The 12,967-nt window shown below is 39.0% G+C and carries 12 protein-coding genes; 2 read left to right on the top strand and 10 right to left on the bottom strand.

Going from position 1 to position 12,967, the window contains the following annotated elements:
- Window positions 1-212 precede the first annotated feature (212 nt).
- The 4 genes from AC3ANV_RS06930 to AC3ANV_RS06915 form a co-directional block, all read right to left on the bottom strand.
- Window positions 213-725 carry an adenine phosphoribosyltransferase gene (locus AC3ANV_RS06930; RefSeq protein WP_488312903.1) on the bottom strand — a complete coding sequence of 171 codons (513 nt, stop codon included), beginning with the start codon at window positions 723-725 and terminating at the stop codon, window positions 213-215.
- Window positions 716-3,079, bottom strand: a complete 2,364-nt coding sequence (recJ, locus tag AC3ANV_RS06925) for a single-stranded-DNA-specific exonuclease RecJ (protein WP_488312902.1) — start codon at window positions 3,077-3,079, stop codon at window positions 716-718. The genes AC3ANV_RS06930 and recJ overlap by 10 nt, the downstream gene beginning before the upstream one ends.
- A 94-nt stretch (window positions 3,080-3,173) precedes the next feature.
- Entirely contained in the window at window positions 3,174-5,438 is a 2,265-nt protein-coding gene (gene secDF, locus AC3ANV_RS06920; RefSeq protein ID WP_488312901.1) for a protein translocase subunit SecDF, read from the bottom strand.
- A 149-nt stretch (window positions 5,439-5,587) separates the two neighbouring features.
- Window positions 5,588-5,884 carry a post-transcriptional regulator gene (locus AC3ANV_RS06915; protein ID WP_488312900.1) on the bottom strand — a complete coding sequence of 99 codons (297 nt, stop codon included), beginning with the start codon at window positions 5,882-5,884 and terminating at the stop codon, window positions 5,588-5,590.
- 147 nt (window positions 5,885-6,031) lie between these two features.
- Between AC3ANV_RS06915 and spoVB the strand changes: the two genes are divergently transcribed.
- Window positions 6,032-7,585, top strand: coding sequence for a stage V sporulation protein B (gene spoVB, locus AC3ANV_RS06910; RefSeq protein WP_488312899.1), 1,554 nt, complete (start codon window positions 6,032-6,034; stop codon window positions 7,583-7,585).
- A gap of 318 nt (window positions 7,586-7,903) precedes the next feature.
- On the opposite strand, the gene AC3ANV_RS06905 is transcribed toward spoVB, so the two are convergent.
- Window positions 7,904-8,563, bottom strand: a complete 660-nt coding sequence (locus tag AC3ANV_RS06905) for a DUF421 domain-containing protein (protein WP_488312898.1) — start codon at window positions 8,561-8,563, stop codon at window positions 7,904-7,906.
- Between the two features lie 248 nt (window positions 8,564-8,811).
- Between AC3ANV_RS06905 and AC3ANV_RS06900 the strand changes: the two genes are divergently transcribed.
- Window positions 8,812-9,171, top strand: a complete 360-nt coding sequence (locus AC3ANV_RS06900; protein WP_488312897.1) for a TIGR04086 family membrane protein — start codon at window positions 8,812-8,814, stop codon at window positions 9,169-9,171.
- A gap of 48 nt (window positions 9,172-9,219) precedes the next feature.
- Here AC3ANV_RS06900 and yajC read toward each other — a convergent pair whose 3' ends face one another.
- The 5 genes from yajC to ruvB are packed head-to-tail and all read right to left on the bottom strand — an operon-like array spanning window position 9,220 to window position 12,965.
- On the bottom strand, window positions 9,220-9,516 hold the full coding sequence (gene yajC, locus AC3ANV_RS06895; protein WP_488312896.1) for a preprotein translocase subunit YajC: 297 nt from the start codon (window positions 9,514-9,516) through the stop codon (window positions 9,220-9,222).
- Window positions 9,517-9,546: 30 nt separating this feature from the next.
- Window positions 9,547-10,686, bottom strand: a complete 1,140-nt coding sequence (gene tgt, locus AC3ANV_RS06890) for a tRNA guanosine(34) transglycosylase Tgt (protein ID WP_488312895.1) — start codon at window positions 10,684-10,686, stop codon at window positions 9,547-9,549.
- 27 nt (window positions 10,687-10,713) lie between these two features.
- Window positions 10,714-11,742 carry a tRNA preQ1(34) S-adenosylmethionine ribosyltransferase-isomerase QueA gene (gene queA, locus AC3ANV_RS06885; RefSeq protein ID WP_488312894.1) on the bottom strand — a complete coding sequence of 343 codons (1,029 nt, stop codon included), beginning with the start codon at window positions 11,740-11,742 and terminating at the stop codon, window positions 10,714-10,716.
- Between the two features lie 18 nt (window positions 11,743-11,760).
- A complete protein-coding gene (locus AC3ANV_RS06880) occupies window positions 11,761-11,967 on the bottom strand; it encodes a DUF2905 domain-containing protein (protein ID WP_488312893.1) in 207 nt (68 codons plus the stop codon).
- Window positions 11,964-12,965 (bottom strand): Holliday junction branch migration DNA helicase RuvB, encoded by a 1,002-nt coding sequence (gene ruvB, locus AC3ANV_RS06875; RefSeq protein ID WP_488312892.1) that lies wholly within the window; start codon window positions 12,963-12,965, stop codon window positions 11,964-11,966. The genes AC3ANV_RS06880 and ruvB overlap by 4 nt, the downstream gene beginning before the upstream one ends.
- Between the last annotated feature and the right edge of the window lie 2 nt (window positions 12,966-12,967).

The raw sequence follows: 12,967 nt of genomic DNA, 5'->3' as shown, positions 1-12,967 counted from the left end.
TTTATTATTTATAAAATGTCACTCTTTAAAATAAAGTTCCTAAATTAGAATGATTGTTACTATTATCGAAAAAAAAAGCTAAGATGTAAAGAGAAAGGGAAGTATTTTTTCTAATTTACGAAAAAAATGTCGAAAATTACTTGTAACCAATTGGATAGGTTATTTTTGTTATAAGAAGAGAGCACTCATTCACCAGAGTGCTCTCCTACATGTTAGTACTGCATTAAGGTTAAGACATCATAACCATTAAGCTTTTTTCTGCCATCTAAATAAGACAATTCGATTAGAAAAGCAATACCTGCAACAACTCCGCCAAGCCGCTCCACTAATTGGATCGTTGCTTCAATTGTTCCACCGGTTGCTAATAAATCATCAGTGATTAATACGCGTTGTCCGGGTTTAATGGCGTCTTTATGAATAGTTAGTACATCTTTGCCGTATTCCAGGCCATAGCTTACTTTAATAGTTTCTCTTGGGAGCTTTCCTTCTTTTCGGACCGGTGCGAAACCTATTCCTAATGAATAGGCAACCGGGCAGCCAATTATGAAACCACGTGCTTCCGGCCCAACTATGAGATCAATCTCTCTTTCTTTTGCATACGAAACGATTTGGTCTGTTGCATATTTATATGCTTCACCATTATCCATTAAAGTGGTAATATCTTTAAATTTTATTCCCGGCTTCGGCCAATCCTCAACAATAGTAACAAATTGCTTTAAGTCCATTCTTTTATTGCCTCCTCAATTTCAACTGACTCTTGAATCACTTGATCGAACCAGTCTTTTAATTCCTGAAAAGATGAAAACAACAAATCCCTTTCAAGAGCATATTGTGCCTGTTTTGTTTGATAGCTTCTTGAGTCTGTTAAATCCCGCTTTTGCGATTGTTTATTCAAAGTAATAAATCCATTGTTTATTGTAACAAAATCCAGTTCGGAAAACACCTTTGACATAAATATTATCGTTTCCTTTGACCAACCGCGATGCTTTGCTATTTCATCTCCGTAGCGGGCAAGCTCAATCGGCCCCTTTTTTAAAAGTAAAGCATAAAACCATTTAAAATGATCCCGGGTTGGAACAGTGCTGAAAAAATCACTGGATTCTTTATAAAAATAAGTATAAATCCTGGCTGGCTGCTTCCCTTTTATTAAATGGAAAAGTATTTCCTTTGAAGGGGGAAGATCCACTAGTACAACATTTGCATCTGTTATATTAACTGACTTTGCTTCTTCTGCATCACGAATAAAGATCAGTTCGTTCATCTGAGCAGGTATGACTTTTTCAGACAGCTCTTTGTTAAAAATTACTAATTTTCGATTTTCAAGTGGAATCGTTTCGGCAATATTGTTTATCCGCTTTACTCCGCGAAAATCAAATAATTGCCATGAACTGACGGAAATATCTTGAATGAAAATTTGTGGTTTACGTATATTGTTCCATTCATTAACAGATAATTCTCCAATTAATGAAATTTTTGATGATGGAGAAATATGGTCAACTAAAGGTCCTAATCCGAATCCTACACCATCAAGATTCGCTTCCTTATCATTGATCAATACCTTTAAATGGTTTTGTTCGCTGCCAATTTTTCTCATGGATGCAACTTCAACATTATTAATTAATACTTTCGGTTTAGGGTTGTCCATTCCAAATGGGGAAAGGAGATTCATTTCTTCTAAAGTTGCTAAGTTTACATCCTCGAGTCGAATTTCCTCGTCAAGCAAGGTTACAGGAATAAAATGTTCATCCGTTAGCTGCTCATTTGCAAGCTTATTCAATCTCGTGCGAAGCTCTGAGACATCCTCAAGTTTAAGTGTCATACCTGCAGCCATTGTGTGACCGCCAAAGTGCGGCAAAATATCCCGGCATGTTGATAGATTCTGAAAAAGGTCATATCCCGAAATGCTTCGGGCTGAGCCCTTAGCTACCCCTTTATTCTGATCAAAACTCAAGACAATCGTTGGCCGGTAGTATTTTTCAACCAACCTTGAAGCAACAATTCCAATTACTCCCGCATTCCAGCCTTCCTTGCCAATAACAAGCACGCTATTTGATTCAATTGGATAGTTCTTCTCGACCTCTTCAATTGCTTCTGCAGTAATCGTATTAACAATCGATTGCCTGGTTTTATTTAAAGCATCCATTTCTTCCGCCAAACTTGCAGCTTCCATTGGATCATCTGTTAGAATGAGTTGAACGGCTAAGTCAGCATTTTCCAAACGCCCAACAGCATTAATTCTTGGAGCAAGGGTAAAACCAATGGTTTCTTCATTTATAGATTTTGAATCGACTCCAGCCAATTTTAAAATGGCTTTAAGACCAATGTTTTTTGTTACCTTTAACATTTCCAAACCTTTTTTGGCAATCAGACGATTCTCATCTTTTAATGAGACTAAATCAGCGATTGTCCCGATTACTGCAATTTCAAACAAATGCTCAGGAAGCTCTCCATAAAGTGCATGTGCCAGTTTGAAAGCGACACCTACACCTGCAAGCTCACGAAATGGATAAATGCTATCCGGAAGCTTCGGGTGAATAATAGCAAGTGCTTCAGGCAAAACAGGTCCCGGTTCATGGTGATCGGTAATAATTAATTCCAGTCCCAGTTCCTTTGCAATTGCTGCTTCGTGTACAGCAGAAATCCCTGTATCTACAGTAATGATCAATTTTATTCCATTTTCAGCCGCCTTGCGGAATGCCGCTTCATTTGGTCCGTATCCTTCTGTAAAGCGATTAGGAATATAAAAATTTACATTGGCACCTAATTCACGAAGCGTGATCATTAGCACCGAGGTACTGCTAACTCCGTCCGCATCATAATCCCCATAAATCAGGATTGGCTCCTGATTGTTAATAGCTTCATGTATTCTCTTTACCGCAATATCCATTCCTTTTAAAAGGTAAGGGTCGTGGAATTTTTCCTTCCCAAATAAAAAATACCGTGCAGAATCGACGGTATCTAATCCGCGGTTGACAAGCAACGATGCTACAAGAGGCGTAATTTTCAATTCATTTTCCAGGACTTTGACTAATTGCACATCAGTTTTATTAACAATCCATTTTGTTTTCGACTTTAACATGCCTTTCACCTCTTTAGACCTTTACTATTATACAGGAGAGGGACCTGTGCTTTCAATCAAAAGAAAAACCGCATAGCTGCGGTTTTTCTTTTGATTACACTTGAGGCTGATCAGAGTATCGTTTCTTTTCTTTCACTGTTTTAATAACGCCTTTTTTCTTTAACTCTCTAGCTTTCAAGACAACCCATAAGGAAGATGCAATCCAAACCGATGAATATACACCTACTAAAAGGCCGATGAGCAATGCAAACGAGAAGTTGCGGATTGCCGGACTACCAAAAACTAACAGTGAAATAACAGTAATTAAAACCATCAAAACAGTATTTAAGGAACGGGTTAATGTTTGGTGGATACTGGTATTAACAACATCCGCAATATCCTTAAAGGTTTTAAGCCGCTTTTTCTTTTGCATATTTTCACGCATCCGGTCAAAGGTAACAATCGTATCATGGATTGAATACCCAACAATCGTTAAAACGGCAGCAATAAAGTTCAAGTCTACTTCCAACCTTGTAATACTGAAAAAGGCTATCATAAAGAATGCATCATGCAGCATTGCGGCAATTGCAGCGATTGCCATATAAATTTCAAAACGGATAGTTAAATAAATAATGATCCCAATTGAAGCGATTAAAACAGCAATTATAGCATTTTTTGCCAGCTCTTTTCCTACTGTTGGTGAAACAGTACTTACGTTTGGCTCTGACCCATATTCCTTTTTAAAGGATGTCTTTAAATTAGCAATTTCATTTTTTGATAAAACGCCAATCAAACGGGCTGCCCCAATTTCATTGTTCTTACCTGAAAGGACAACATCATCAGTTTTTAGATTCAATTTATTAAATGAACTTTTTATTTGTTCTACCGTAACCGGTGATTTCGATAGGACTTCTACTCGAGTACCGCTCGTAAAATCAATAGCAAGATTTAAACGGAAAATAATGAGCAAAATTAATCCAATTGTGAGAAGAGTACCTGAAATCCAGAAGAATTTCTTTCTGTTCTTAACAAAATCAATGTTGTCAAATTTCGTCGGAAGATCAAGTGTATCATAATTTTCCGAAATATCTTTAATATCTGCTTGTTTCACACCGAACCAGCTTGGCTTTTTATTTAAGAAACGGCTGTGGACCCATAGTCCGAGTAATAATCGTGAACCGTAAACGGCAGTTAAAAAGCTCATGACAACACTCAAAATAAGCATTGTTGCAAACCCTTTTACAGAGCTAGTCCCATAAAAGAATAAAACTGAAGCTGTCAAAATGGTATTCAAGTTGGAATCCAGAATCGCTGTAAAGGCATTTTTTTCTCCGGCCTGAAACGCTGATTTAATAGACTTACCAACTTTAATCTCTTCTTTAATTCGTTCGTAAGTTATAATATTCGCATCCACGGCCATACCGACACCGAGAATCAATGCGGCAATGCCCGGCAGTGTCAGGACACCATTCATCCAGTCAAAAATTAACAAAATTAAATAAATATAGATGCTTAATGATACAACGGCAATCAAACCCGGGAAACGGTAATAGACAAGCATAAATAGATAGATGATTGCAATACCGATCAGACCTGCCAATACAGTATCATGCAAGGCCTGTGCTCCAAATTTTGCTCCTACGGAAGTTGAGTAAACTTCCTTAAGTTTAACAGGAAGAGCTCCGGCATTTAAAAGCGATGCCAATGTTTGTGCTTCTGTCGCAGTGAAGTTCCCTACAATAGACACCGTATTTTGGTTAAATACTTGCTTAACAGACGGTGCGGATAAATATTTTGGTTTTTGCTTTGTTATTTCGTTTTTAAATGAGTCTTTTCCTTGAACAAAGTCAAGCCAGATAACAAGAACATTATTTGGAGCCTTGTTGACAATGTCCTGTGTTACTTTAGCAAATTTACTGGCACTCTTTAATGTTAATGAAACACTTGGTTTTCCGTTTTCATCAAATGTTTGCTTGGCACCGCCTTGTTGTAAATCCGTTCCATCCATCATTAACTTATCATTATAATCACGGAACGTAAGGTTTGCCTGGGTAGACAAAATTTCGCGTGCTTTATTTTGGTCACTTACACCGGCAAGCTGAACGCGAATTCGATTATTTCCTTCGATTTGAATACTCGGTTCACTTACACCAAGGACATTGATCCGCTTATCAAGTGCCTGTGCAGTACTCGCCAACACATTTTTGTCAATTTTTTGTCCTTTTTTGGCTGGTTGAACCTCATACAAAACCTCAAAGCCGCCCTGAAGGTCTAGACCAAGCTTAATTTTGTTGATAATGTTTTTTGTTGTAACTCCCATGGTACTTGCAACAAGTAAGATAACAAGTAGGAAAGCAACGATTCTACTGCGTTTAACCATTATGTATTGTTCCTCCTTAGGGTTTAAGCAAAAGCAAGAGACGTTTTGTCCTTATACAAAAATAATAAAATATGTCATTGCCTACATTATGAAATAAGATGGAAAAGCTGTCAATTTACAAAAAGTGAAAAGGACAGAATCCGGTATACCTATTTCAATAGCTCTTTCCAGTCGTTTTCTTCATCCAATGAGAACTCGGATGTTTTATAGGTTTGAATGGTTGTAAAGCTCATATAATCACTTACCTTAACACCCAAAATATCTTGGATAATTTCATATAATCTGATTTCTTCATTTACCTTTTTCCATTTCTTCATAATCAAAAATTCCCAAAGCCCATCTTCTGAAACATAATCATAACCGAGCAATCGAAATTCCGATAGTTTACTTGCTAAAGCGGGTTGAACCTGGGTGCGAAAATGATTGTATTCGTGGCTTGTCTCCATTGTAACTGCCTCCTAAGGACATATGTTTGTGCCATTTTAATTTTTTCTTTATAAAAAGCAACCTGCTTTGTTGTCATGCTTTGTCCACCCATCTGCATATAGTTAATTGTATATGAATTCTTCTTTTTTGAGAAGGTGGGAAGTAGAATGTCGAAGTTTTTAAAAGGGACTTTCATCCTGTTAATTGCAGGATTTTTCACAAGAATTCTCGGTTTTATTAACCGTATTGTCATTGCTCGAAGCATCGGAGAAGAAGGCGTTGGCTTGTACATGATGGCCTTCCCCACATTTATCCTAGTTGTAACGATAACCCAACTTGGACTGCCCGTGGCTATCTCCAAAAATATAGCAGAAGCTGAGGCAAGAGGGGACCATGCTGAAATAAAAAAAATACTTGTCGTAGCACTTGCAACAACCTTGACTCTTTCAATTATTTTTACACCGGCATTAATTCTACTTGCGCCACTCCTGTCAACAACACTGTTTACCGATCCTCGAACATACTACCCTTTAGTAGCAATTGCACCTGTTGTTCCTGTAATTGCTGTTTCTTCGGTGTTAAGAGGATACTTCCAAGGAAGACAGAACATGCGGCCTGCTGCCAACTCACAAATATTGGAACAACTTGTTAGAATCACATTAATCGCTGTAATGACAAAAGCGTTCCTTCCTTATGGAATCGAATATGCTGCTGCTGCAGCTATGGTTGCATCTGTAATTGGGGAATTGGTTTCACTGGTGTATTTAATGACAGCTTTTAAATTAAAAAAACGTTTTAGGCTCAGGAAAGATTTTTTTCAATTTGTCCAAAAAGGCAAGAAGACATTTAAAGATTTAATGGATATAGCGATGCCAACCATGGGGAGTCGGATGATTGGTTCAGTAGCTTGGTTTTTTGAACCGATTGTCGTTGCCCACAGTCTGGCCCTAGCCGGCGTTGCTGCAATCGAGGCTACAAAACAGTATGGAGCCTTAACCGGTTATGCTCTGCCGCTTTTAATGCTGCCATCATTTGTAACTTTTTCGTTAGCAACATCTCTGGTCCCTGCCATCAGTGAAGCCAATACCCAAAATAACCAGAAATTGATAGAATATCGATTACAGCAGGCATTACGCTTTGCCTTTTTAACCGGTGGACTAGCAGTGATTGTCCTATACGTCTTGGCCAATCCGCTCATGCAATTAATGTACGGATCTGCAAAAGGGTCCTATTTTATTCGTTTAATGGCACCGTTCTTTTTATTTTATTACTATCAAGGTCCCCTTCAGGCTGTATTACAGGCATTAAATCTTGCACGGGCAGCGATGATTAATAGCTTAATCGGTGCAATCGTTAAAACCGCAGTTATCTTTCTATTAGCTTCCCAACCGGCCTTCGGGATTACGGGTGCTGCTTTGGGGATTATCGTAGGATTTGTTTTAGTTACGGTCCTTCATTTTGCCACGGTACTAAAGAAAATAGCTTTTTCCTTCTATATACGGGATTATTTAAAAGCATTTCTTGTTATGGGTGCGTCAGGCTGGCTGGGCAATTGGCTTTTTGAAAACATCCTCTTAAATGAGCATTTAGCCGTTCGAGTATTAGCTTCTACAGTGGGAATGTCGGTCTCTTATGTAGTTTTATTGCTGTTGTTTGCACTGATTAAGAAAGACGAGTTAAAACGAATTCCGTGGATTCGCCGATTTTGGGCTTTTCGATAGCGATTAAGAAGACACGCTAATAGCGTGTCTTCAGGCTGTCGAAAAACCCTCGGCAGCCAATTATTTTATTCAATTACTATAATAATTCACCGCGTTAATTTGTTACCATATTATTAGTATATCGGTTTCAACATGTCTGTTGATTGGCGCTCCAGGACCTCCCCGCGGAAAGCGAGTGCCCGGAGCGGAAATCAACAGGCACATTAGAGGGAGAATCAATAAATTTGGTATTTAGATTCTGACAAAATAAAAAATTGCAGAGAAAAATACCCTTTCTCGACAATCTGAAGACACGCTAATAGCGTGTCTTCCTTGTTATTATTCATCTTCCAAATCAATAAAGAACTTGCCATTTTCAAAGCTGCAGAATGAAATCTTTTTAATATCCTTGTATCCCTTTTTCTTCAATTCCTGCCGCAGCCAAAGATTCGTTTTGTTAATCCGTTTCAAATTTTCCTCTTCAATGGCACCGTCCATAATCAAAGGGATCGTAATATCTCCATTCTTTTGCGGTTTTTTAGGGTCCTTTAATTTTTCAATCACAGATAATCGCCCTGAAGACTCTAATATAGCAAATTCAACATCCGCTATACTGCGAATGTCCTTTTCTCTTAATTGGGACATTAAGTCATCAAAATTGTAGCGTTGCTTTCTCATGGCACTCTCATCTATTTTTCCACGATTAATAATGATACTTGGCTGACCGTCGACGAGATTACGAAATTTTTTACTTTTTAAAGAAACGATTGCCAGTGTGATTTGAATAATCATTAATAAAACCATAGGAACGAGCGTATGTGTAAGAGGGTCTTTTGTATTTTCAATTGAGATAACCGCCATCTCACCTATCATAATAAAGACAACAAGATCAAGGATGCTTAACTCTCCAATTTCTCTTTTACCCATTAAACGGAAAATTACAAGCATTAGTAAATATAAAATTAATGTTCGAAACATTATACTCAAATATATTCCCATATTGTCGCCCCTTTTTTTCCATTCAAATATATTGTTGGCATTCTGAATTAAAACATAATCGGAATTATCTTCCAAAATACACTAATAACAGATGAAATTTCAATTCTACAATGATCTAAGCAAGAATATGCTTGTACTAGGGAAGATACTGTTTTCCTTAAGTTTGATACTTAAAGTAAATAATTCTGTCTAAAAGGCAATTGAAGGGGGAGAGAACCATCGAATCAAAAAGTTTTGGTACATCAATTTTGTACGGATTAATCTTTATCTTCTTATTTGCAGGAGTTTGCAGCTTAATTTTTGCTTTCATTCTTAGATTTACGTCCGCTCGTGAAACGTCCGTACAATATATTATCACTGCCGTATCATTTATTGCGCTTTTCGGTGGCGGGTTTTTATCCGGTGGTAAACGTAAAGAAAAAGGTTGGCTAATTGGGGGAGTAACAGGATTAATTTACACACTTATTATCTTTTTGTTTCAATACTTGGGATATGATCGCTTGTTTTCTGCTCATCAATTAATCTATCATACCTGCTACACATTAATTGCGATGATGGGTGGAATATTAGGAGTAAATGTTTCGTCGAATAATACTCGTTCTATTTAATAATTAAAAAGGAAGCCATTTACATTTGGCTTCCTTTTTTGTATGGTTTTATTTTTCAAGGTTTACTTCTTTTGTAGCTTCCTTACTTGGTTCAGTTACTTCCCGAATAGCTGAGCGGTCATATGTAAGACGGCTTCCGTCTCCACATTTAATTACCACCTTACTATCGTCAATCGAATCTACAAAACCATGTAGCCCGCCAATCGTAACAATCTTATCACCCTTTTTTAATGAGCTTTGCATTTGTGAAACCGATTTTTGGCGTTTTTGCTGCGGGCGAATTAATAGAAAATAAAACAACACAAACATTAATATTAACGGAATGATTGTACCAATTTGTCCCATTCTTGTTTCCCTCCTTTCCAAAAATATCTATTAGAAATTTTTCGCGTTTGGCTTATTAAAGCCATAACGTTCAAAAAACTCTTCTCGAAAATCACCAAGTCTGTCTTCCATAATGGCTTGTCTGACTTGCTCCATTAATCTTAACAGAAAATAGAGATTATGGTAAGACGTTAATCGAATTCCAAATGTTTCATCACAGCGAATCAGATGGCGAATGTAGGCCCTGCTGTAGTTTCGGCAAGTATAGCAGTCGCAATTTTCATCAAGCGGGCCAAAATCCCGGGCAAATTTTGCATTTTTGACAACCAACCGGCCGGTACTTGTCATCAACGTGCCATTTCGGGCAATCCTTGTGGGCAGTACACAGTCAAACATATCAATTCCGCGAATGGAACCATCGATTAACGAATCCGGGGAACCGACACCCATTAAATAGCGTGGTTTATTGGATGGTAAAAGCGGTGTAGTGAACTCGAGCACCCGATTCATTACATCCTTTGGCTCACCAACCGATAATCCTCCGACAGCATACCCCGGAAAATCGAGGGAAGTAAGGTCTTTAGCACTTAGCTTCCGGAGCTCCTCATATTCTCCTCCTTGTACGATTCCAAATAAACCTTGGTCTTCAGGTCGCTGATGGGCATTTAAACACCGTTCCGCCCATCTTGAGGTCCGCTCCACTGATTTTTGCATATATTCAAAAGTAGCCGGATATGGCGGACATTCATCAAAGGCCATCATGATATCAGATCCAAGCGCATTTTGAATATCCATCGCTTTTTCAGGTGATAAAAATAATTTTTCACCACTCATATGATTGCGGAAATGAACACCTTCTTCTTCAATTTTGCGGAATTCGCTTAAACTGAAAACCTGGAAGCCGCCGGAGTCCGTTAAAATCGCCCGATCCCAATTCATAAATTTATGAAGACCGCCAGCTTCCTTAATAATCTCATGGCCGGGACGAAGCCACAAATGATAGGTGTTACTTAAAATAATCCCTGCGCCCATTTCTTTTAAATCCTCTGGAGCCATTGTTTTTACAGTGGCAAGAGTTCCAACAGGCATAAATGCCGGGGTGTCAAAAGAACCATGTGGTGTATGGACCCTTCCAAGCCTGGCACCTGTTTGTTTACATGTTTTAATTAATTCATACCGAATCGCACTCAATCCATTTACTCCTTCCTATGTCTAAACCTAGATGATCAACATTGCATCGCCAAAGCTGAAAAAGCGGTAGCGCTCCTCTACAGCTGTGTTATAGGCATGCAAAATATTTTCTCTTCCAGCCAAGGCGCTAACGAGCATAATTAGGGTTGATTTTGGCAAGTGGAAATTGGTAATCATGCCATCGATTGCCTTAAAGTTATACCCGGGATAGATAAAAATATTTGTCCAGCCGCTGCCTTCAATAAACAAACCATCATTTTCAGCGGCAATCGTCTCCAATGTCCTTGTGGAGGTTGTACCGACAGTAATAATTCTGCCCCCCTTGCTTTTAACTTCATTCAGCAAACGCGCAGTTCCTTCAGTTACTATGTAAAACTCTGAATGCATATCATGCTCTAAAACATCATCAACACTTACCGGCCTAAACGTACCAAGACCTACATGGAGCGTGATAAATGCAATATGAACACCTTTTTCCCTTACTTCATTTAATAATTCTTCAGTAAAGTGAAGACCGGCAGTTGGAGCAGCCGCTGAACCAGGCTCGCGGGCAAAAACCGTCTGATAGCGGTCACGATCATCTAATTGCTCTTTAATATAAGGGGGGAGCGGCATTTCACCTAATTGATCCAGGACCTCGTAGAAAATCCCCTCATATTTGAAATCGAATATTCTGCCGCCATGTTCGGAAGTCCCTGTGCAAACCGCGGTAAGAAGGCCTTCACCGAAATCAATTTCTGTTCCTTCTTTCACTCGTTTGGCCGGCTTAACAAGCGTTTCCCACTGGTCGCCTTCCAACTGTTTTAAAAGTAACACTTCAATTTTTGCCCCTGTATCTTTTTTGACGCCAAAAAGGCGTGCAGGAAGAACCTTAGTATCATTTAACACAAGGCAGTCCCCTTCACGCAAATACTCGGTAATATTTTTAAAAATATCATGGTTTATCTCGCCTGATTCTTTATTCAAAACCATCAAACGGCTATCTGTCCGCTTTTTTAAAGGGACTTGAGCAATTAATTCTTCAGGCAAATGAAAATCAAACAAATCTACTTTCATAAAAATAACATCCCTACTTTATCGAAATCGTCCTATCAAATAAAAAATGATAGATAAAATGATACTTACTGCAATCGAGGTGACAATCGGAAAATAAAAAGTGGCATTTCCCTTTTTAATCACGATATCCCCAGGCAGTTTTCCAAAATGCAAAAACGGCATCAGAAATCCGATGATAAAAATAACCGCACCAACAATCATAAGCGTTTTTGAAATATGCGTCACGGTGCCGGCACCTCCATACCAAAATGGTGATAAACCGCACCAGTTACCACTCTGCCACGGGGAGTTCTTTGTAAAAAGCCAATCTGCAGCAAATATGGTTCATATACATCTTCAATAGTTTCTGCTTCTTCACCGATAGAAGCTGCAATTGTATCAAGCCCCACCGGGCCGCCGCGGAATTTTTCAATAATTCCTTTAAGTAATTTATGGTCAATATGATCGAGACCTAACCGGTCGACCTGCAACAGCTCTAAAGCTTCCTTTGCTAGGACAAGATCAATTTCACCATTGCTTTTAACTTGAGCGAAATCTCGAACCCTTCGCAGCAACCGATTCGCAATTCTTGGGGTTCCCCTTGCTCTTCTGGCAATTTCAGCAGCAGATGGATCATCAATTTTGGTTTCGAATAACTCAGCGGTTCTCTTCACAATATTTTTTAGCTGGTCTTCCTTATAATACTCGAGACGGCTCAAAACTCCAAATCTGTCCCTTAACGGTGCTGATAACGAGCCGGCTCTTGTTGTAGCTCCGACTAACGTGAATGGAGGAAGGTCAAGGCGGACGGAACGGGCGCTTGGGCCTTTCCCAATGACGATATCAAGGCAAAAATCCTCCATCGCCGGGTAAAGGACTTCTTCAATTGTTCTTGGCAGACGATGTATTTCATCGATAAATAAAACATCCCCAGGCTCAAGTGCAGTCAAAATTGCCGCCAAATCACCGGGCCGTTCGATTGCCGGCCCGGAGGTGGTTCGGATATTGACACCCATTTCATTTGCAATGATGACCGCAAGCGTAGTCTTCCCTAATCCCGGTGGCCCGTAAAGAAGGACATGGTCTAACGTCTCCCCGCGTAGTCTTGCTGCTTCAATGAAAATCCCAAGATTTTCCTTCACAGTATCTTGGCCGATATATTGTTTTAAGGTTTGTGGCCGGAGACTTTGTTCAATGGTTACCTCGTTCTGGTTCGCTTCACCAGAAATAATCCTGTCTTCCATGA

The organism is Neobacillus sp. DFD-2R, assembly GCF_057747865.1.
The sequence above is the reverse complement of the archived record's forward strand: the minus strand, read 5'-3'. Positions and strand labels throughout refer to the sequence as shown.